This window comes from Shinella sp. M31, assembly GCF_049199205.1.
Lineage (GTDB): Bacteria > Pseudomonadota > Alphaproteobacteria > Rhizobiales > Rhizobiaceae > Shinella.
In genome coordinates, this window is record NZ_JBLZPH010000130.1 from 23,481 (window position 1) to 43,101 (window position 19,621).

19 protein-coding genes are annotated in these 19,621 nt (G+C 64.0%); 14 read left to right on the forward strand and 5 right to left on the reverse strand.

Annotated elements, in window-relative coordinates; genetic code table 11:
* Window positions 1–14 precede the first annotated feature (14 nt).
* Together ACOZKU_RS20565 and lysS are read left to right on the forward strand one after the other, a co-directional pair.
* Window positions 15–278, forward strand: a complete 264-nt coding sequence (locus ACOZKU_RS20565) for a hypothetical protein (protein ID WP_421580431.1) — start codon at window positions 15–17, stop codon at window positions 276–278.
* A 51-nt stretch (window positions 279–329) separates the two neighbouring features.
* Window positions 330–1,826, forward strand: a complete 1,497-nt coding sequence (lysS, locus tag ACOZKU_RS20570) for a lysine--tRNA ligase (RefSeq protein WP_421580432.1) — start codon at window positions 330–332, stop codon at window positions 1,824–1,826.
* Window positions 1,827–1,953: 127 nt separating this feature from the next.
* Here the strand turns inward: lysS and ACOZKU_RS20575 are convergent, their stop codons facing one another.
* On the reverse strand, window positions 1,954–2,664 hold the full coding sequence (locus ACOZKU_RS20575) for a hypothetical protein (protein ID WP_421580434.1): 711 nt from the start codon (window positions 2,662–2,664) through the stop codon (window positions 1,954–1,956).
* A gap of 260 nt (window positions 2,665–2,924) precedes the next feature.
* Between ACOZKU_RS20575 and ACOZKU_RS20580 the strand changes: the two genes are divergently transcribed.
* The 4 genes from ACOZKU_RS20580 to ACOZKU_RS20595 are packed head-to-tail and all read left to right on the forward strand — an operon-like array spanning window position 2,925 to window position 6,380.
* Window positions 2,925–3,767, forward strand: a complete 843-nt coding sequence (locus ACOZKU_RS20580) for a metal ABC transporter substrate-binding protein (protein ID WP_421580453.1) — start codon at window positions 2,925–2,927, stop codon at window positions 3,765–3,767.
* The gene (locus tag ACOZKU_RS20585) at window positions 3,764–4,633 is read left to right on the forward strand and encodes a manganese/iron ABC transporter ATP-binding protein (protein WP_421580435.1); all 870 of its coding nucleotides are present in this window, start codon (window positions 3,764–3,766) and stop codon (window positions 4,631–4,633) included. Before ACOZKU_RS20580 ends, ACOZKU_RS20585 begins: the two co-directional genes overlap by 4 nt.
* On the forward strand, window positions 4,630–5,502 hold the full coding sequence (locus tag ACOZKU_RS20590; protein ID WP_421580437.1) for a metal ABC transporter permease: 873 nt from the start codon (window positions 4,630–4,632) through the stop codon (window positions 5,500–5,502). Before ACOZKU_RS20585 ends, ACOZKU_RS20590 begins: the two co-directional genes overlap by 4 nt.
* A complete protein-coding gene (locus tag ACOZKU_RS20595) occupies window positions 5,499–6,380 on the forward strand; it encodes a metal ABC transporter permease (protein WP_421580438.1) in 882 nt (293 codons plus the stop codon). The genes ACOZKU_RS20590 and ACOZKU_RS20595 overlap by 4 nt, the downstream gene beginning before the upstream one ends.
* Here ACOZKU_RS20595 and ACOZKU_RS20600 read toward each other — a convergent pair.
* Entirely contained in the window at window positions 6,374–6,664 is a 291-nt protein-coding gene (locus ACOZKU_RS20600) for a hypothetical protein (protein ID WP_314086626.1), read from the reverse strand. The genes ACOZKU_RS20595 and ACOZKU_RS20600 overlap by 7 nt on opposite strands.
* A 223-nt stretch (window positions 6,665–6,887) precedes the next feature.
* Here ACOZKU_RS20600 and ACOZKU_RS20605 point away from each other — a divergent pair, with 223 nt between their 5' ends.
* A complete protein-coding gene (locus ACOZKU_RS20605) occupies window positions 6,888–8,123 on the forward strand; it encodes an NAD(P)/FAD-dependent oxidoreductase (protein WP_421580440.1) in 1,236 nt (411 codons plus the stop codon).
* Between the two features lie 41 nt (window positions 8,124–8,164).
* Window positions 8,165–9,115: a nucleoside hydrolase gene (locus ACOZKU_RS20610; RefSeq protein ID WP_421580441.1), complete on the forward strand. Its 951-nt coding sequence runs from the start codon at window positions 8,165–8,167 to the stop codon at window positions 9,113–9,115.
* A gap of 45 nt (window positions 9,116–9,160) precedes the next feature.
* Here the strand turns inward: ACOZKU_RS20610 and ung are convergent, their stop codons facing one another.
* Both ung and ACOZKU_RS20620 read right to left on the reverse strand, forming a co-directional pair.
* Window positions 9,161–9,856, reverse strand: coding sequence for a uracil-DNA glycosylase (ung, locus tag ACOZKU_RS20615; RefSeq protein ID WP_421580443.1), 696 nt, complete (start codon window positions 9,854–9,856; stop codon window positions 9,161–9,163).
* A 97-nt stretch (window positions 9,857–9,953) separates the two neighbouring features.
* Window positions 9,954–11,120, reverse strand: coding sequence for a dihydrodipicolinate synthase family protein (locus ACOZKU_RS20620; RefSeq protein ID WP_421580444.1), 1,167 nt, complete (start codon window positions 11,118–11,120; stop codon window positions 9,954–9,956).
* A gap of 306 nt (window positions 11,121–11,426) precedes the next feature.
* Here ACOZKU_RS20620 and ACOZKU_RS20625 point away from each other — a divergent pair, with 306 nt between their 5' ends.
* Genes ACOZKU_RS20625 through ACOZKU_RS20645 form a run of 5 tightly spaced genes read left to right on the forward strand, consistent with a single transcriptional unit; the run spans window position 11,427 to window position 17,373 of the window.
* Window positions 11,427–12,467 carry a LacI family DNA-binding transcriptional regulator gene (locus tag ACOZKU_RS20625; RefSeq protein ID WP_421580445.1) on the forward strand — a complete coding sequence of 347 codons (1,041 nt, stop codon included), beginning with the start codon at window positions 11,427–11,429 and terminating at the stop codon, window positions 12,465–12,467.
* Window positions 12,464–13,465, forward strand: a complete 1,002-nt coding sequence (locus ACOZKU_RS20630; RefSeq protein WP_421580446.1) for a Gfo/Idh/MocA family protein — start codon at window positions 12,464–12,466, stop codon at window positions 13,463–13,465. Before ACOZKU_RS20625 ends, ACOZKU_RS20630 begins: the two co-directional genes overlap by 4 nt.
* A 20-nt stretch (window positions 13,466–13,485) precedes the next feature.
* Window positions 13,486–15,096 (forward strand): acyl CoA:acetate/3-ketoacid CoA transferase, encoded by a 1,611-nt coding sequence (locus tag ACOZKU_RS20635; protein ID WP_421580448.1) that lies wholly within the window; start codon window positions 13,486–13,488, stop codon window positions 15,094–15,096.
* Complete coding sequence (locus tag ACOZKU_RS20640; RefSeq protein WP_421580449.1) at window positions 15,089–15,871, forward strand: enoyl-CoA hydratase/isomerase family protein; 783 nt, start codon at window positions 15,089–15,091, stop codon at window positions 15,869–15,871. Before ACOZKU_RS20635 ends, ACOZKU_RS20640 begins: the two co-directional genes overlap by 8 nt.
* Complete coding sequence (locus ACOZKU_RS20645) at window positions 15,868–17,373, forward strand: aldehyde dehydrogenase family protein (RefSeq protein WP_421580451.1); 1,506 nt, start codon at window positions 15,868–15,870, stop codon at window positions 17,371–17,373. Before ACOZKU_RS20640 ends, ACOZKU_RS20645 begins: the two co-directional genes overlap by 4 nt.
* A 47-nt stretch (window positions 17,374–17,420) precedes the next feature.
* Here the strand turns inward: ACOZKU_RS20645 and ACOZKU_RS20650 are convergent, their stop codons facing one another.
* Window positions 17,421–18,464 carry a LacI family transcriptional regulator gene (locus ACOZKU_RS20650; protein WP_421580455.1) on the reverse strand — a complete coding sequence of 348 codons (1,044 nt, stop codon included), beginning with the start codon at window positions 18,462–18,464 and terminating at the stop codon, window positions 17,421–17,423.
* A gap of 341 nt (window positions 18,465–18,805) precedes the next feature.
* On the opposite strand from ACOZKU_RS20650, the gene ACOZKU_RS20655 reads away from it, so the two are divergent.
* Window positions 18,806–19,621, forward strand: an 816-nt coding sequence (locus tag ACOZKU_RS20655; RefSeq protein ID WP_421580452.1) for an ABC transporter substrate-binding protein, incomplete at its 3' end; no start/stop codon positions are given.

Here is a 19,621-nt window from a genome sequence, read left to right on the forward strand (position 1 = left end):
TGCGTAAGGCATAGATGAACTATCGGCTTAGCATCACGTCAGACAGCACCTACGAACGGCTTATCGCTGAGTTGGAATTCAGCGATGGCTCCATAGTGGTTGTGAGCCAAGAGCGTGATAATGATAGCTTTGAGATAGGTTTTTACGCCCCACACAGAGACAGTGCCGAATTGGTCAATAAGCCGATGCTTGTCGATTTGGAGGTGTTCATGACTGCAATCGCTAAGGCAAAAGAGCGGCTGCAGTTGTTGGATGTCTCCAAGGCATCGGCGGATTAGTACCGCGACCGATATCGGCAAAACACAAACTGGCCCAAAAAGCGAAAAACGATGACCGACACGAAGACAGAAACCGCCCTTTCCTCCGATCCGACGGAAGTCCGCCGCCAGAAGCTCGGCCAGCTGCGCGAGACGATCGGCGACGTCTATCCGGCGCATTTCCACCGTACCATGACCAATGCGGAACTGGCGGCGAAATACGAGACGCTGGAACTCGACACCGAGAGCGGCGACACCGTGACGGTTGCCGGCCGCGTCTATTCCTCGCGCAATTCCGGCATGTTCATGGATATCCATGACGCCTCGGGCAAGATCCAGATCTTCTCCCACAAGGATACGACCCCGGAAGAGGCGCGCGCACTGCTGCCGATGATCGACATCGGCGACATCATCGGCGTCACCGGCACCGTGCGCCGCACCAAGCGCGGCGAACTGACGATCAACGCGCAAGAGATCGTCATGCTGACCAAGTCGCTTCTTCCCATGCCGGAGAAGTGGAACGGCATTGCCGACGTCGAGATCCGCTATCGCAAGCGTCACCTCGATATTATGAGCAACGAGGAATCAAAGCTGCGTTTCCAGCAGCGTTCGAAGATCGTTTCGGGCATTCGCCGCTTCATGGAAAACGACGGCTTCATGGAAGTCGAGACGCCCATGCTGCACTCCGTCTATGGCGGCGCGACAGCCGAGCCCTTCAAGACGCACCACAACACGCTGAAGCTCGATATGTACCTGCGCATCGCGCCGGAACTGTTTTTGAAGCGCACGCTGGTTTCCGGCCTCACCGACAAGGTGTTCGAGATCAACCGCAACTTCCGCAATGAGGGCGTGTCGACACGGCACAATCCCGAATTTACCATGATGGAGTGCTACTGGGCCTATGCCGACTACGAGGACATCATGGACCTCGTGGAACGCCTCTTCGCCGAGCTTGCCGTCAAGATCCACGGCTCGACCGAGTTCGCCTATGGCGACAAGGAAATCTCCTTCAAGGGCCCGTTCAAGCGCGTGCCAATGCCTGACGCCGTCAAGGACGCGACCGGCATCGACTTCCTCGCGATCAAGACCGACGAGGAAGCCCGCGCCGCCGCCAAGGCGGCCGGCTTCGACGTCGAGAAGGACTGGACCTGGGGCGAATGCCTCGCCTTCATCTTCGAGGAGAAGGTCGAGGGCACGCTGATCCAGCCGAGCCACGTCACGCATTTCCCGAAGGATATCTCGCCCTTCGCCAAAGAAGTGCCGGGCGAGCCGCGCCTCGTCGAGCGTTTCGAGACCTATTGCAACACCTGGGAACTCGGCAACGCGTTTTCCGAACTCAACGACCCGGAAGAGCAGCGCGCCCGCATGGTCGAGCAGCTCGAACAGGCGCATGCCCGCGGCGAGAAGTCCAAGCAGCTCGACGACGAGTTCCTGGACGCCATCGACCAGGGCATGCCGCCGGCCGGCGGCCTCGGCATCGGCGTTGACCGCCTGATCATGCTGCTCACCAACGCCCCGTCGATCCGCGACGTCATCCTCTTTCCGGCACGGCGCGCGAAGGCGGATTGAGTTCGACGAGACACACAGACATTGTTGCCGCCACTTCGGTGAAACGAGGTGGCGGTATTTTTGTTTTGGGCTGGGGTTTTGGAACGCGCATTCGCCGCGCAGAGGTGCGGCGGCCCGAACTCAGGCGTCAATGCTCGCTTGAAGCGACCTCGTGCGAGCCTTCTTCAGCCGCTTCGGCATGTTCGCCGCCTTCGGCCGGCGCCTCGTGGCCGCCTTCCGCCTTGACTTCGCCATGGCCGGCGCTTTCCCCGTGCCCGCCTTCTTCGGCGACGGCATTGGGATCGACGCAATCTTCCCGCTCTTCCATCGCGGTCACGATGGTCTTGATCTCATCCAGCGAAAGCTCCTTGCGGGCACCGTAGAACTCGCCGTTCTCGGCCGGCTTGCCGTCCGTATAACGCGCAACGAAGGGCGCCGTCATGCCGGGAATGGCGGCGGGATTGCGGGCGAAAAGCACTTCGGCGCCGATGGCGCGGCCGCGCATGTCGGCACGGTTTTGCGGACCGGCGGCATCGAGCAGGATGATCTGGTAGAGATCGGCCGCCTCGTGATTGGACACGGCACCGGCAACACGCAGCGCCGTCTTGATGCGCACGTCGGCCTCCTTGGCCTCCGAGCGCACATATTTGCGCAGCCATTGCTGGCCGTTGCGGTCCAGCCGCACGGTGGTGACGAGGGTGCAGGCCGCACCCGAGACCTGTTCCGCCGGCGGGCCGAGCAGCGCCTCGCGCCCGACGATGATCGCCGCGGCGCCCGAGGCGCCGGTCAGCACCATGACACCGGCGACGATGATCAGAAGCTTTCGGGACAGGCGAAAGGACGTCGGGAGCAGCTTCACGGGCGGCAACTTCTCTTAAAACGCAGGAACACGAACGCGCCGAGAGCGCGCGAACTGTGCGCACTCTACAGGCAATCGCGTTTCGGAAGTTTTAAACGGCCGCGTGCGATTTCGGGACAGTTTTTGCGAATGATTTGCAATTGCGTTGACAGGGCGCGAAAGCCCCCTATAGTTTAATGCAACTCATTCGCAAAAGCAGATCAGGACATCCGATGCTCCGCCGATCCTTCAATGCCCTTCTTGCAAGCCTGCCCCTCTTGATGACCACGCCCGCGCTCGCGCAGGAAAAGCCGAAGGTGATCACCACCTTCACCATCATCGCCGACATCGCGGCGAATGTGGCGGGCGATGCGGCAACGGTGGAATCCATCACCAAGCCGGGCGCGGAGATTCACAACTACCAGCCGACGCCGCGCGATATCCTGAAGGCGCAGGACGCCAAGCTCGTTCTGTGGAACGGCCTCAATCTCGAGCTCTGGTTCCAGAAATTCCTGCGCAATCTCGGCGACGTGCCGAACGTCACCGTCAGCGACGGCGTCGAGCCGATGAGCATTGTCGAGGGTCCCTATCAGGGCAAACCGAACCCGCATGCCTGGATGTCGCCCGACAATGCGCTCATCTATGTCGAGAACATCCGCAAGGCGCTCGGCGCGCTCGACCCGGCCAATGCGAAGACCTATGACGCCAATGCCAAGGCCTATAGCGACAAGATCAGGGCGCTCGGCGAAGAGATGAAGGCGAAGATTGGCGCCTTGCCGGAAGAAAAGCGCTGGCTCGTTACCAGCGAGGGCGCGTTCTCCTATCTCACCCGCGATTTCGGCCTGAAGGAACTCTTCCTCTGGCCGATCAATGCCGACCAGCAGGGCACGCCCAAGCAGGTCAAGGCTGTCATCGATGCGGTGCGCGAGCACAATATCCACGTCGTCTTCTCCGAAAGCACCGTCTCGGCCGACCCGGCCAAGCAGGTCGCCGCCGAAACGGGCGCGGCCTACGGCGGCATCCTTTATGTCGATTCCCTGAGCGAGGCGGACGGTCCGGTGCCGACCTATCTCGACCTGTTGCGCGTCACCTCCGAGACCATCGTGAAAGGCCTTTCGCAATGATGATGGGCAGCAAGACGAAGAAGGTCGACGGCATCATCGCCGAGGATGTCACCGTCACCTACCGCAACGGCCACACGGCGCTGACGCACGCCAGCTTCTCCGTGCCGAAGGGCACCATCACTGCACTCGTCGGCGTCAACGGTGCCGGCAAATCAACGCTGTTCAAGGCGATCATGGGCTTCGTGCCGATTGCCGCCGGCAAGGTGACGATCCTCGGGCTCACCGTTCGCGAGGCGCTGAAGAAGAACCTTGTCGCCTATGTGCCGCAGGCCGAAGAGGTCGACTGGACCTTCCCGGTGCTGGTCGAGGACGTCGTCATGATGGGCCGCTACGGCCATATGAACTGGCTGCGCATCCCCAGCAAACGCGACCACGACATGGTCGAGGAGGCGCTCGCGCGCGTCAACATGTCCGCCTTCCGCAAGCGCCAGATCGGCGAGCTCTCCGGCGGCCAGCGCAAACGTGTCTTCCTCGCCCGCGCGCTGGCGCAGGAGGGGCAGGTCATCCTGCTCGACGAACCCTTCACCGGCGTCGACGTCACCACCGAAGAGCAGATCATCGAACTGCTCGGCAAGCTGCGCGACGAGGGCCGCGTCATGCTGGTTTCCACCCACAATCTCGGCAGCGTGCCGGATTTCTGCGACCGCACGGTCTTCGTGAAGGGCACGGTCATCGCGTCCGGCCCGACGGCGGAAACCTTCACCGAGGCCAATCTGGAGCGTGCCTTCGGCGGCGTGCTGCGCCATTTCATCCTCGGCGGCCACGATCTGCACGACGACGAGGACAAGCGCTCCGTCAAGGTCATCACCGACGACGAACGCCCCTTCGTCATCTACAGCGATCGCGAGCAGGAGAAGACGCCTTGATCGACGTGCTCACGGAACCCTTCGGCTATGGCTACATGGTCAATGCCATGTGGGTGAGCGCGCTGGTCGGCTGCATCTGCGGCTTCCTCTCGGCCTATCTGATGCTCAAGGGCTGGTCGTTGATCGGCGACGCGCTCTCGCACTCTATCGTGCCGGGCGTCGCCGGCGCCTATATGCTGGGCCTGCCCTTCGCGGCCGGCGCCTTCCTCTCCGGCGGGCTTGCCGCCGCCGCCATGCTCTTTCTCAACCGCCAGACCCGGCTCAAGGAAGACGCGATCATCGGCATGATCTTCTCCTCCTTCTTCGGGCTTGGCCTGTTCATGGTGTCGCTCTCGCCGACCCCGGTGAACATCCAGACCATCGTGCTCGGCAATATCCTGGCGATCACGCCGGAAGATACGATCCAGCTCGCCATCATCGGCGTGGTGACGCTCGCCATCCTCCTGCTCAAATGGAAGGACCTGATGGTCACCTTCTTCGACGAGAGCCATGCCCGCTCGATCGGCCTCAACCCGACCGGCCTGAAGATCCTGTTCTTCACGCTGCTCAGCGCCTCCACGGTCGCCGCCATGCAGACAGTCGGCGCCTTCCTCGTCGTCGCCATGGTGGTAACGCCGGGCGCGACGGCCTATCTTCTGACCGACCGTTTCCAGCGCCTCGTGGTGATTGCCGCACTCCTCGGCGCCGGCACCAGCTTCGTCGGCGCCTATGCCTCCTACTTCCTCGACGGCGCGACGGGCGGCGTCATCGTCGTGCTGCAGACGGCGATCTTCCTCCTCGCCTTCCTCTTCGCGCCGAAACACGGCCTCCTCGCCGCGCGCCGCCGCAGCCGGCTGGCGCTTGAAACCGCGCAAGGCCTCCAGCCATGAACGAGACGCTCGAACTCGCCCTCCTGCCCTTCCAGCTCGCCTTCATGCAGAACGCCTTTCTGGTGACGCTGACCATCGCGGTGCCGATGGCGCTGCTCTCCTGCTATCTCGTGCTGAAGGGCTGGTCGCTGATGGGCGATGCGGTCTCGCATGCGGTGCTGCCGGGCGTCGTCATCGCCTATGTCGTCGGCCTGCCCTTTGCCGCGGGCGCTTTCGTCGCCGGCCTTACCTGCGCGCTCGCCGCCGGCTACCTCAAGGACAACAGCCGCGTGAAGGAGGATACCGTGCTCGGCATCGTCTTTTCCGGCATGTTCGCGCTCGGCCTGGTGCTCTACGTCAAGATCCAGCCGGATATCCATCTCGACCACATCCTCTTCGGCGACATGCTCGGCATAGCCGCCTCGGACCTTATCGAAACCGGCGTGATCGCCATCGCCTCGACCGGCTTCATCCTCATCTTTCGCAAGGACCTTTTGGTGCACGCCTTCGACCGCCAGCACGCCTCCGCCATCGGCCTGCCGGTGAACCTGCTGCACTATGGCCTGCTGGCAGTGCTGTCGCTGGTCGTCGTCGGCGCGTTGAAGGCGGTCGGTATCATTCTTGCCATCGCCATGCTGGTGGCGCCCGGCGCCATCGCCGCCCTGCTCACCCGGCGCTTTCCGAGCATGCTGCTCGTCGCCGTCGGCGTCGCCGTCGGCGCCTCGTTCTTCGGCATCTGGCTGAGCTTCATCATCGACAGCGCACCGGCACCGACGATCGTTCTCCTCATGTCGATCCTGTTCGTCCTCGCCTTCCTGCGGCAGATGCTGCAAAACCGGAAGCCCGGCGCGGAGGCCGGGCAACAGGCGACGATGTCGTCACAGGCATCGGATCAATAGACGTCGACCACCCGGTTCTCGCACTTACGGACATGCTCGAAGTAGAGATTGCCGTAGGCGTCATGGCGGCGGACCTTCTCGACCATGCAGAAGACGTCACCCTTAACCTGCACATAACGCGGGCGCTGGTTGATGACGCGCAGGTATTCCTGGCCGTCACTGCCGTGACCGCCGTTGCCGCCACGGCCGCCGCCATTATCACCTCGGCTCTGGGCCATGGCCACACCGGCGAAGGACGATGCGAAGGTTGCGATTGCAAGGATGGTTACGATCGATTTTTTCATGGGACTTTCTCCTCTCTAGGGGGAACAGGCTTGTCGGTTCCGTGAGAAGAAAGATCGCATAACCCGGCATTTCCGGCTGTTCCCCATGGCACATGGCCAGCCGCCGTGCGTCAGGAAGCACCGGTCGACAGCTTTGCCTTTTCCGTCTATCGTCCGCCGCAATCGCCCGCCGGACATCGCATCCGGCGGCAAAAGACCAGAATATCAACGCATACGGGACACCATGGCGCATATCGGTATCGTCGGCGGCGGGCTTATCGGCTGCGCCTCAGCGCTGCATTTGCTCGAACAGGGCCACACCGTCACCATCCTCGAGCGGGATGCCGGGGGCCTGCCGGCCTCCGTCGGCAATGCCGGCATTCTCGCAACGCCGGAGATCGATCCGATCGCGCGGCCGGACATGCTGCTCTCCGTGCCGAAATGGCTGCTCGATCCGCTGGGACCGCTCACCCTGCGCTGGCAAGACCTGCCCGCGCTGACGCCCTGGCTCATCCGGCTGCTGCTTTCGGCCCGCGCAAGCAAGGTCGCCGCCAGCCGCGCCGCCCTGCTCTATCTCATGAAGACCGCCGAGACCGACCATCTGCGCCTCGGTGGGTTCGTCGGCATTTCCGGCCATATCCGCGACACCGGCGCGATGACGGTCTTCGACAGCATCGCCGCGCGCGACAAGGTCTTTGCGCACGAGACCGAGAACGCGAGGCTGATCGGCTGCAATGTCGAAAAGCTCGATGTGGAGGAAGCCCGCCGCCGCGTTCCGGCCTTGCAGGGCAATTTTGCCGGCGCGGTCTTCAACGACGGCCACAAGACGTTCGAATATCCGCTCACCTTCCTGCGCCGCCTTCAGGCGGCGTTGCGCGAGCGCGCGGCCCTGGTCGATGCCACCGTCTCCTCCGTCGCCCAGGCCGAGAGCGGCGTCCTCGTGCGCACCGAAGGCGGGCGCGAATTCACCTTCGACAAGCTGGCGATCACCGCCGGCATCTGGTCGCGCCGCTTCGTCGCCGATCTCGGCCTGAAGGTGCTGCTCGAAACCGAGCGCGGCTACAACACGACCTTCATGAACCCATCGACCACGCTGGAAATGCCGGTCTTCTTCGGCGACCATGGCTTCGTCGCGACACCTTTCGAAAACGCGCTGCGCATCGGCGGCGCCGTCGAGCTCGCCGCGCCGGAAGCGCCGGCCAATTACAAACGCGCCGCCGCCATGCGCCGGAAGATGCGCCGCTACGTGCCGGACCTCCAGGAAGACGGCGGAACGGAATGGATGGGCCGCCGCCCCTCGACGCCGGATTCCATTCCCGTCATCAGCCTGCATCCGCGCGATCCGCGCATCGCCTTCGCCTTCGGCCACGGCCATCTCGGCCTGACGCTTTCGGCAACGACTGGTCGCCACGTCGCCCGGCTGCTGGCCGGGAACGGCGAAAGCGCGCTTGCCCCCTTCTCCATCACCCGCTTCCAGTAAGCGCGCGATCGCTCTGCAAAAACAACAAGAAAGGTCCCACTATGCACAAGGTCATCTTTGACACGGATCCCGGCGTCGACGACGCCATGGCGCTGCTCTTCCTGCACAACCACCCCGATATCGACCTCATCGGCATCACCACCGTCTTCGGCAACGCATCGATCGAGACGACGACGCGCAACGCGCTGTTCCTGAAGCGCGAATGGGGCATTTCGGCGCCGGTCGCGAGGGGCGAAGGCAAGACCTACAATCCCATGCGCAACCCTGTCGACTGGCCGGTGATGATCCACGGCCATGACGGGCTTGGCAACATCAACGTGCCGGAGACGATCGACCTGCCGGTCGATCCGCGCAGCGCGCCGCGCTTCATCATCGAGACCGTGCGCGCCAATCCCGGCGAGGTCACGCTGATTGCCGTCGGCCGCATGTCCAACCTCGCCTATGCGCTGAAGGAAGACCCGGAGATTGCCGGCATCGTCAAGCAGGTCATCATCATGGGCGGCGCCTTCGACGTACCCGGCAACATCACGCCCGCCGCCGAAGCCAATATCCACGGCGACCCGGAAGCGGCAGATGCCGTAATGACCGCGCCGTGGAAGGTGGTGGTCGTCGGCCTCGACGTGACGATGAAGACCGTGATGACGCGCCGGCGCCTTGCCGAACTCACGGCGCAGAACGGCACGCACCTGAAGCTGCTTTCCGACATTTCGCAGTTCTATATCGATTTCTACGGCCAGCACGTGAAGGACGAGGGCATGGTGGTGCATGACAGCTGCGCCTGCATCTATCTCGTCGCGCCCGAGCTCTTCACCACCCGCAGCGGCGCGATCCGCGTCGTGGCCGGCGGCATCGCCGATGGCCAGACGATCCAGAAACCCGACGCCCGCAGCTTCCCGCCCGGCAACTGGGACGATCTGCCCAGCCAGCACGCCTGCATCGGCATCGATGCGGACAAGGTGATGGCGCTGCTCGACGAAACGCTGGTGCGTTAAATCCAGGCCGGCCGGTGCCCGTCACCGGCCGCTTCCTTTGCCTGGTTATTGCTCCGTGCCGGGCAGCTGCCAGTCGATCGGCTTGCGCCCATGCTTCTCCAGAAAGGCATTGGCCTTGGAAAACGGCTTGGTGCCGAAGAAGCCGTTATGTGCCGAGAGCGGCGAAGGATGCGGCGAGCGCAGCACGAGATGGCGCTTGCTGTCGACGAAAGCGGCCTTCTTCTGGGCGTAGGAGCCCCAGAGGATGAAGACGACAGGCTTTTCCTGCTCGTTGACCGCGCGGATGACGGCATCCGTGAAGCGCTCCCAGCCCTTGCCCTGGTGGGAGGCGGCGCGTCCCATCTCGACGGTCAGCACGCTGTTCAAAAGCAGCACGCCCTGCTTCGCCCAATGCTCCAGGAAACCATGACGCGCCGGCGGAATGCCGAGATCGTCCTGCATTTCCTTGTAGATATTGACGAGGGAGGGCGGAATGCGCACGCCGGGCTGTACCGAAAAGCACAGGCCATGCGCCTGCCCCTCGCCATGATAGGGGTCCTGCCCGAGAATGACGACGCGCACCTCGTCGAGCGGCGTCAGGTCGAGCGCGCGAAAATACTCAGCACCTTTCGGGAAGATCCGGCGTCCCGCCTGCTTCTCTTCCAGCAGGAAAGCCTTCAGGTCGGCCATGTAGGGGCTGGAAAATTCCGCGGCCAGCGGTTCCTTCCAGCTTTCGCCGATTTTCACATCCGTCGCGACCATCGTCATCTCCTTCGATGAAAGGAGCTTAACGCCGGACATCCGGAAAAAGACCGGCGCGCGCGCTGGTCATCCACAGCAAATCGCATCCAAGCCAATCTCAGGCGACGCCGAGAACCGTCATCAGGCTTTTCATGCGTGCAGCCGCAAGCTCCGGCCTGTCGAGCACATCGGCCTGATCGGCGAGGCGGAAGACATCGGCATAATGCATGACGCCGCGGGCCGACTGCATGCCCGCCGGCATGGTGAAGTGGTCCTGGTGGCCGTTCAGCCAGGCGAGGAACACGACGCCCGCCTTGTAATACTGCGTCGGCGCTTCGAAAATCTTGCGCGACAGAGGCACGGTCGGCTCGATGACCGCGCGGAACGTCTCGACGTCTCCACTGGCGAGCGAGGCAAGCGCCTTGGAAGCCTGCGGCGCGACGGCGTCGAAAATGCCGAGCAGAGCGTGGCTGTATTTGCGACCGTCGCCCTCGATCAGTTCGGCATAGTTGAAATCATCGCCGGTGAAGCACAGCACGTCCTCGGGCAACCGGTTGCGGAGCGCGACCTCACAGGCGTTGTCGAGCAGCGAGATCTTGATGCCTTCGACCTTCGCCCGGTTCTCCTCGATGATGGAGAGGACGGCATCGAGCGCCGGTTCGAAGCTGTCAGAACCCCAATAGCCGCGAAGCTGCGGGTCGAACATATCCCCCAGCCAGTGCAGCACGACCTTGTCCTTCGCCTGGCCGAGGATGCGGCCATAGACCTTGCGATAGTCGTCGGGCGACGTGGCAAGGCTGGCAAGCGCCCGGCTCGCCATCATGATCGCCCTCCCGCCGTGCTTTTCGACGAAGCCGATCTGCTCCTCATAGGCGCGGATGACGTCATCCAGCGAGCGGGCATCGGCGGGGTTGAGATGGTCCGTACCGGCACCGCAGGCAAGGTCTGCGCCCGGCACCGTCTTCGCCTCGGCAAGCGAGCGGCGGATCAATTCCTGCGCGCCGGCCCAGTCGAGCCCCATGCCGCGTTGCGCCGTATCCATCGCCTCGGCGATGCGGAAGCCGAGCGACCAGAGATGATGCCGGAACGCCATGGTCCGCTCCCAGTCCACCGCCGGCGCCTCCCAGGGCCGCGTGTCGCGCCGCGGATCGGAAACGACATGGGCGGCCGCATAGGCTATGCGGTTGAACACCGGCGCGGAAGCCGGCCGCGCCGTGGGCGTGCCCACGAGGGAATAGGCTTCGACGCCGCCATCGGCACGCGGCAGGGACAGGCTGATCGGCATGGAATCCTCCCAAGGTTTTTCAGGGCAATAATTTAGATCGTTCCAAATTTCAAGAGTGATTTTGATAAACGCACCCTCTCTTTCGTCGTCCTCGCACTCGACCCGAGGATTTGCGAAAGCCGAATATGTGGCCGATACAGCGGATGATTGAAGCAAGGTCGCCCTCGGCCGATGAGGAGCGAGAGCAAAAATGGCCGACAGAAAGTGCGGTGCCAACATAACCGAACGCCCCTTGACAAATTTGGAACGATCCAATTATCTAGTGCCAACAAGCGGACGAAACATATCCGCACAGGGAGGATGATCGTGAACAAGGGCCGGGTGACCGTCGTCGATATTGCGCGCGCCGCCGGCGTGTCGAAGTCGACCGTCTCGCTCGTCCTGCAAGCGAGCCCCCTCGTCAACGAGGCGACCCGCGCCAAGGTCAATGCCGTCATCCGCGAGCTTGGCTATGTCTACAATCGCGGCGCGGCGAACCTGCGCCAGTCGGCGTCCTCGAAGATCATCGGCATCATCGTCAACGATCTCACCAACTCCTTCTTCGCGGAGCTTGCCGTCGGCATGGACATGGTCATGCAGTCGGCCGGCTATGTGCAGTTCCTGTCGAACTCCGCCGAAAGCGTCGACCGCCAGCGCGAGGTCATCGCCTCCATGCGCGAGCACGGCATTGCCGGGCTCATCATCTCGCCGGCCCGCGGCACGGAAGCCGTCGACCTGAAGCCGCTGGCGGCCAGCGGCATCCCGGTCGTCGCGGTGGTGCGCAACGTGGTCGGCGCGAAGGTCTCCTCGCTGTTTTCCGACAACTATGCCGGCGCGAAGGATGCGGTCCGCCACCTCGTTTCGCTCGGCCACAGCCGCATCGCCTTCCTCGGCGGCATCGCCAACACCACCGTCTTTGCCGAACGCGTGCAGGGCTGGCGCGATGCGCTGGCCGAGGCCGGCCTTGCCGCGCCCGATACGCTGGTTATCGGCTCGACGGCCTCGCGTGCCGGCGGCGTTGCGGCCATCGAACGCGCCCTTTCGCTGCAGGATGCGCCCACGGCCGCCCTTTGCTTCAACGACGCCGCCGCCTTCGGGGTCTGCGACGGCCTGCGCGCCGCCGGCAAGGAGCCGGGCCGCGATTTCGGTGTGGTCGGCTTCGACGACGTGATCGAGGCCGAAACCGCCGTTCCGGCGCTGACGACGGTCTCCGTCGATCCGCAGGGCATGGGCCGGCGGGCGGCGCAACTGCTTTTGAAACAGATCAATGCGGGCCGGGTGGAGCCCGAGGCGATCGTCGGTTCGGTGCGCCTCGTCGTGCGCCAGAGCTGCGGCGCCGGGGAAAAGACGCGGAGGATGTCGGCATGACGAAATGGGGTCTGATCGGGGCAAGCACGATCGCCAGGGAATGGGTGATCGGCGCGATCCGTGCAACGGGCGGCGAGGTCGTGTCCGTGATGAGCACCAGCGCCGAGCGCGGCAAGGTCTATGCCGAGGCACAGGGCATCGCCAGGGCGGTGACGACGCTCGAAGACCTCGTCAACGATCCTGATATCGACGCGGTCTATATCTCCACGACGAACGAGCTGCACCGCGACCAGGCGCTCGCCGCCGCCAAGGCCGGCAAGCACATCCTGTGCGAAAAGCCGCTCGCCATGTCGCTTGCCGATGCCCGCGCCATGGTGCAGGCCGCCAAGGATGCCGGCGTCGTCATGGCGACCAACCACCACCTGCGCAATGCCGCCACGCACCGCGCGATGCGCGAGGCCATCAAGGCCGGCCGTATCGGCACGCCGATGTCGGCCCGCGTCTTCCATGCTGTCTATCTGCCGCCGCATCTGCAAGGCTGGCGCCTCGACAAGCCGGAGGCCGGCGGCGGCGTGATCCTCGATATCACGGTGCACGATGCCGATACGCTGCGCTTCGTGCTGGACAGCGACCCGGTCGAGGCCATCGCCTTCGCGCAGTCGGGCGGCATGGGCAAGGCCGGGCTGGAGGATGCCGTCATGGGTGTTCTGCGCTTCGAAAACGGCGTCATCGCCCAGTTCCACGATGGTTTCACCACCAAATTTGCCGATACCGGCCTGGAAGTGCATGGCACCGAGGGATCACTGATCGGCCGCAACGTCATGACGCAGCGCCCCATCGGCACCGTGACGCTCCGCGATGCCGGCGGCGAGCAGGACTTGCCGCTCGATCCCCGCAATCTCTACGAGACCGCGCTTGCCGCCTTCCACGCCGCCGTCGCTGGCAACGGAAAACCGTCTGCGACGGGAGAGGACGGTATCTGGTCGCTGGCAACAGGACTTGCCGTGGTGGAAGCCGCGCGCACCGGCGGTACGGTCAAGATCGCACCGGGCCTTTGAGACGGAATTCGGAAGAAACGATGAGCAAGCATATCACCCCGCGCCAGGCCGCAGACCTCATTCCGGACGGCGCCGTCGTCTCGGTCTCCTCGTCATCGGGCCTCGGCTGCCCGGATCTGACGCTGAAAGCCATCGGCGAGCGTTTCGACGAGACGGGCCATCCGCGGAACCTCACGACGCTGCACCCGATCGCAGCCGGCGACATGAGCGGCATCAAGGGGGTCGACTATATCGCCAAGAAGGGACTTCTGAAGAAGATCATCGGCGGCTCCTATCCGTCCGGCCCCTCCACCTCCGAACCGCCGCTGATCTGGCAGATGATCACCGGCAACGCGATTCCGGCCTACAACATTCCCTCCGGCATCCTGTTCGACATGCACCGCGAGGCCGCCGCCAAGCGCCCCGGCGTCATCACCAAGGTGGGCCTGGAAACCTTCGTCGATCCGCGCCGCGAGGGCTGCGCGATGAACGCGGCTGCGGCCGAGGAACCCGTGGTCGAGAAGATCACCTTCGCCGGCGAGGACTGGCTCTATTTCAAGGCGATTGCGCCGCAGGTCGCCATCATCCGCGCCACCACGGCCGATGAACGCGGCAACCTGACCTATGAGCATGAAGGCGCGTATCTCGGCGGCCTCGACCAGGCGCTTGCCGCCCGCAACAATGGCGGCATCGTCATCGCGCAGGTCAAGCGCATCACCAAGGAAGGCTCGCTGAAGCCGCATGACGTGCGCGTGCCGGGCGTGCTGGTCGATTACATCGTGGTCGACCCGGAGCAGAAGCAGACGACGCAGACGCTCTACGATCCCGCCATCTCGGGCGAGATTTTTCGGCCGCTCGACACATTCCGCGTGCCGGAGTTCAACATCCAGAAGGTCATCGCCCGCCGCGTGGCGCAGGAGCTCGAAGCCGGCAGCGCCGTCAATCTCGGCTTCGGCATTTCCGCCAATGTGCCGCGCATCCTCATGGAAGAAGGCCTGCACGGCGCCGTCACATGGGTCATCGAACAGGGTGCCGTCGGCGGCGTGCCGCTGCTCGATTTCGCCTTCGGCTGCGCGTCGAACGCCGATGCCTTCATGCCCTCGCCCTATCAGTTCACCTATTTCCAGGGTGCCGGCTTCGACGCCTCGCTGCTCTCCTTCCTGGAGATCGGCAGGGACGGCTCGGTCAATGTCTCGAAACTTTCCTTCCGGCCGCATGTGACGGCCGGCTGCGGCGGCTTCGTCGACATCACGGCACGCGCGAAGAAGATCGTCTTCTCCGGCATGTTCAATGCCGGCGCCAAGCTCGGCGTCGAGGGCGGCAAGCTGGCGATCGAGAAGGAAGGTAAGCTGAAGAAGCTGGTCAATGCCGTCGAGCACGTCACCTTCTCCGGTCCGCGCGGCGTGGCGCAGGGCCAGGACATCACCTATGTCACCGAGCGCTGCGTGCTGAAGCTCACGCCCGAAGGCATCGTGCTCACCGAAATCGCGCCGGGCGTCGATCTACAGACGCATATCCTCGGCCAGTCGGAATTCGACCTTATCGTTTCGCCGGACCTGAAGGTGATGGATGCCACCCTCTTCACGGATGCGCCGATCGGCCTGACGCTGCTGCAGAAGGCATCGCGCACGCTGGGGGCCAATCATGGCTGAGCCGCGCATCCGCATCTCCATCGACGGCTTTGTCGCGACGATCACGGTCGCCCGGCCGGAAAAGGCGAATGCCTTCGATATCGACATGCTGAAGGAGCTTTCCGCCGCCTGCGACGCGGTCGAAGCCAGTGCCGCCGTGCGCGTCGCGATCCTGACCGGCGAAGGCAAGGCCTTTTCGGCGGGCGGCGATATCCGCGCCTGGGCCGGCATGGAGGCCAATGAATTCGGCCATGCCTGGGTGCGCTTCGGCCATCGGGTCTTCGAGCGGCTGGCGACGCTGCGCATGCCGCTGATCGCCGCTGTCAACGGCCACGCGTTGGGCGGCGGGCTGGAACTGGCGGCGGCGGCGGATATTCGCATCGCCGAGCGCCATGTGAAGATCGGCTTGCCGGAAGCCGGCCTCGGCATGGTGCCCGGCTGGTCGGGCACGCAGCGGCTGGTCAAGCGTTTTGGCGCGCAGGCCGTGCGGCGCATGCTGCTGGGCGGCGAGGTTTTGACGGCAGACGAGGCGCAGACGCTCGGCGTCGTCGATCAGGTTGTGGAAACGGGAACGGCCGTCGGAGCTGCAAAGGCCTATGCCGCGCGCATTGCGGCCCGCGGGCCCGTGGCGACGGAAGTATCGAAACTGATGATCGCGGTGGCGAACGGCGAAGACAATGGTGCGGCGGTGGAGGCCCTGGGCTCGATCCTCGTCGCCAAGACCGGGGACCTGAAGGAAGGCGTTGCCGCCTTCACCGGAAAACGCCCCGCAGAGTTCAAGGGAGACTGGTCATGACCGCGTTTGTGAAACCCAAGGCGCTCGACAATTTCAAGGCACGCGATTTCCGCATGCTGATCGATGGCGTCTGGACGGAAGGTTCCGGCAATGCGCTCGAACGCGTGGCACCCGGCCATGGCATCGTGGTCAGCCGCTACCCGACCGGCACCACGGCCGATGCCGAGCGCGCCATCGCCGCCGCACGAAAAGCCTTCGACGATGGCCCATGGCCGCGCATGACGGGCGCCGAGCGCTCCAACATCCTGCTCAAGGCCGCCGACCTGATCGCCGCGCGTGCCGACGAGCTTGCCTTCCTCGACTGCATCGAAAGCGGCAAACCGATTAGCCAGGCCAAGGGCGAGCTGGGCGGCGCCGTCGATATCTGGCGCTATGCGGCAGCCCTTGCCCGCGACCTGCACGGCGAAAGCTACAACACGCTCGGCGAGGGCACGCTCGGCGTCGTGCTGCGCGAGGCGATCGGCGTCGTGTCGATCATCACGCCCTGGAACTTCCCCTTCCTGATCGTCAGCCAGAAGCTGCCCTTCGCGCTCGCCGCCGGCTGCACGACGGTGGTGAAGCCGTCGGAGCTCACCTCCGGCTCGACGCTCGTGCTCGGCGAAATCCTCATCGAAGCGGGCGTGCCGGCCGGTGTTGTCAACATCATCACCGGTACCGGCCCGGAAGTCGGTGCGCCGATGACTACCCACGCTGATGTCGACATGGTCTCCTTCACCGGCTCCACCGGTGTCGGCCGTCTCACCATGGCCAATGCAGCGCAGACGCTGAAAAAGGTATCGCTGGAACTCGGCGGCAAGAACCCGCAGATCGTCTTCCCGGATGCCGATCTCGACGCCTTCATCGACGCGGCCGTGTTCGGCGCCTATTTCAATGCCGGCGAATGCTGCAATGCCGGCTCGCGGCTGATCCTGCACACATCGATTGCGGCGGACGTGACCGCCCGAATCGCCGAACTCGCGAAAAAGGTGAAGGTCGGCGATCCGCTCGATCCGACGACACAGGTCGGCGCGATCATCACGCCGCAGCATCTCGAAAAGATCGCCGCCTATGTGGATGGCGCCACCAAGGCCGGCGCTTCGGTGGCGCTCGGCGGCGAAGCTCTCGATCTTGGCCTTGGCCAGTTCATGGCGCCGACCATCCTTTCCGGTGTGCTGCCCGAGATGACGGTCGCCCGCGAGGAGGTTTTTGGCCCCGTGCTGTCGGTACTGACCTTCGAGACGACGGACGAGGCGATCCGCATCGCCAATGCCATCGACTACGGCCTGTCGGCCGGCGTCTGGAGCCGCGACTTCGACACCTGCCTGACGATCGGCCGCAAGGTGCGCGCCGGCACGATCTGGATGAACACCTTCATGGACGGCGCCTCCGAACTGCCCTTCGGCGGCTATCGCCAGTCCGGCCTCGGCCGCGAGCTCGGCCGCCATGCGGTGGAGGATTATACCGAAACCAAGACGCTCAACATGCATATCGGCGCCCGCACCGGCTGGTGGATGCCGCGATGACAGGACCCTTCCCGACAACCATGGATGGGACCGGCTCCGCCGCCCGCTCAGGGCGTCGGGAAGCTGAATTGCGGGCTTTGCAGGATTGTCAGGTCCTCGACGGGTTCGCCAGCGATACGCTGGAGCAGCAGGCTGCCCATGGCCTCGCCGGCCGCCTTCAGATCCTCGTAGATGGTCTCGACCTTCGGCTGGATCTGGCTGAGCAGCCGCGACGTCTGCTTGGCGACGATGTCGTATTCCACGCCGAGCGACAGGCCGTTGTCGGTCATGCCGGTGATCGTGGCGAGCGCAGAGACTTCGCCGGGACAGGTGAAGCCATCGGGCGCATCGGGCTCGGTGCTGCGGCGGCGCATATAGTCGCGGATCATGTCGGCGGGGCTGTCGAGATCGAGCGTGTCGGGGATTTCGTAGGCGGCGCCGGCCTCGCGCACGGCGGTCATGAAGCCATGCAGCATGTGCTGGCAGAAGGTCAGGCGCTTGGGCGGCAGGATGATCGTCACCTTGCGCCTTCCCTTGACGATCAGCCGCTTGGTCGCCTCGTAGGCGAAGGCGAAGTTGTCGTAATCGACGAAGGCGTGCGGAGTGGAGAATTCCGTGCGGCCATGCGTGACGAAGGGAAAGCCGTTTTCGAGCAGGAGCCGCACGCGCGGATCGAAGGGCTCGGTGCGCGAGAAGATCAGGCCGTCGGCCATGCCATTGCGGATGATGTAATTGACCGCGTCGACATTGCTACCCTCGAGAAAATTCGGCGTGACGATAAGATGATAGGGCGTCGTCTGAAGCGCGCGCGCCAGGCCATGCATGATGGATGTGCCGAAACCCAGGATTTCCTCGTGCGGATCGAGCAGCACGGAAATGACATTGGTGCGGCCGGTCTTGAGGCGCTGGGCGGCCCGGTCAGGCAGATAGCCGATCTCGGCAGCCACCTCGTGCACGCGGCGGCGTGTCACCTCCGAAATCTGCGGCGCATTGCCGAGCGCGCGCGACACCGTGGTGATGGCAAGCCCGGTCAGTTCCGCGATCGTCTTCAGCGTCGGCTTGCCGGCTCGAAGCGGGCTGCGGGCGGTTTCACTGTCGGCGGGCTTTTCGATGCGGGACACGGGCAGGCTTCTTCGGATGGGGAACGTCGATTTTCGGCACCATATCGAGCGACCCGCCCTTCGGCAATCTTGCGCTGCACAGAATTTAAAACGTTTTCAGTGCATCGCAAAAAGCGTGAGAGTTTTCATCAATCACCGAGATTGCCTGAATTTACCGCAATATCAAAGACACTTATCACGCCCTGCCGCCGCGACTTGACTCCGCAAATTTACAACGTTTTAAATTGGCGCGGCACTTTGAGCCATAGACTGGATTCCGATGCCCTCAAGGGGCTCGGTCATATCGGCGGGAGGAGGCTCTCGCCCTCGAACTTGCAAACGGGAGGAATACGATGCGCAAGTTTCTGACGACCACTGCAGCGATTGCGGTGCTGATGGGCCTGGGCGGCACAGCCGCTCGCGCCGCTGAAAACGTGGAGGTTCTGCACTGGTGGACGTCGGGCGGTGAAGCTGCCGCTCTCGACGTTCTGAAGAAGGACCTCGAATCCAAGGGCATTTCCTGGACCGACATGCCGGTTGCCGGCGGTGGCGGCACGGAAGCCATGACGGTACTGCGCGCCCGCGTCACGGCCGGCAACGCGCCGACCGCCGTGCAGATGCTCGGCTTCGACATTCTCGACTGGGCCAAGGAAGGCGCACTCGGCAATCTCGACGAAGTGGCCGCCAAGGAAGGCTGGGACAAGGTGATCCCGACCGCCCTGCAGCAGTTCTCAAAATATGACGGCCACTGGATCGCGGCCCCCGTCAACGTGCACTCCACGAACTGGATGTGGATCAACAAGGCGGCCCTCGACAAGGCCGGCGGCAAGGAGCCGGCAAACTGGGACGAACTCGTCGCTCTCCTCGACAAGTTCAAGGAACAGGGCATCACGCCGGTCGCCCATGGCGGCCAGCCGTGGCAGGACGCGACGATCTTCGACGCGGTCGTGCTCTCCTTCGGCAACGACTTCTACAAGAAGGCCTTCATCGATCTCGATCCTGACACGCTGGGCGGCGCCCAGATGAAGGAAGCCTTCGACCGCATGACGAAGCTGCGCTCCTATGTGGACGACAACTTCTCGGGCCGTGACTGGAACCTCGCATCCGCCATGGTCATCGAAGGCAAGGCCGGTCTCCAGTTCATGGGCGACTGGGCAAAGGGCGAATTC

What these genes read in the sequence shown, in the direction of transcription:
- ung (WP_421580443.1), bottom strand. Translation starts at nt 9,856, where the DNA reads ATGGTCGCGACGGATGTGAAAATCGGCGAAAGCTGGAAGGAACCGCTG.
- ACOZKU_RS20595 (WP_421580438.1), top strand. Translation starts at nt 5,499, where the DNA reads ATGAACGAGACGCTCGAACTCGCCCTCCTGCCCTTCCAGCTCGCCTTC.
- ACOZKU_RS20635 (WP_421580448.1), top strand. Translation starts at nt 13,486, where the DNA reads ATGAGCAAGCATATCACCCCGCGCCAGGCCGCAGACCTCATTCCGGAC.
- lysS (WP_421580432.1), top strand. Translation starts at nt 330, where the DNA reads ATGACCGACACGAAGACAGAAACCGCCCTTTCCTCCGATCCGACGGAA.
- ACOZKU_RS20585 (WP_421580435.1), top strand. Translation starts at nt 3,764, where the DNA reads ATGATGATGGGCAGCAAGACGAAGAAGGTCGACGGCATCATCGCCGAG.
- ACOZKU_RS20605 (WP_421580440.1), top strand. Translation starts at nt 6,888, where the DNA reads ATGGCGCATATCGGTATCGTCGGCGGCGGGCTTATCGGCTGCGCCTCA.
- ACOZKU_RS20620 (WP_421580444.1), bottom strand. Translation starts at nt 11,120, where the DNA reads ATGCCGATCAGCCTGTCCCTGCCGCGTGCCGATGGCGGCGTCGAAGCC.
- ACOZKU_RS20630 (WP_421580446.1), top strand. Translation starts at nt 12,464, where the DNA reads ATGACGAAATGGGGTCTGATCGGGGCAAGCACGATCGCCAGGGAATGG.
- ACOZKU_RS20600 (WP_314086626.1), bottom strand. Translation starts at nt 6,664, where the DNA reads ATGAAAAAATCGATCGTAACCATCCTTGCAATCGCAACCTTCGCATCG.
- ACOZKU_RS20580 (WP_421580453.1), top strand. Translation starts at nt 2,925, where the DNA reads ATGACCACGCCCGCGCTCGCGCAGGAAAAGCCGAAGGTGATCACCACC.
- ACOZKU_RS20645 (WP_421580451.1), top strand. Translation starts at nt 15,868, where the DNA reads ATGACCGCGTTTGTGAAACCCAAGGCGCTCGACAATTTCAAGGCACGC.
- ACOZKU_RS20640 (WP_421580449.1), top strand. Translation starts at nt 15,089, where the DNA reads ATGGCTGAGCCGCGCATCCGCATCTCCATCGACGGCTTTGTCGCGACG.
- ACOZKU_RS20565 (WP_421580431.1), top strand. Translation starts at nt 15, where the DNA reads ATGAACTATCGGCTTAGCATCACGTCAGACAGCACCTACGAACGGCTT.
- ACOZKU_RS20610 (WP_421580441.1), top strand. Translation starts at nt 8,165, where the DNA reads ATGCACAAGGTCATCTTTGACACGGATCCCGGCGTCGACGACGCCATG.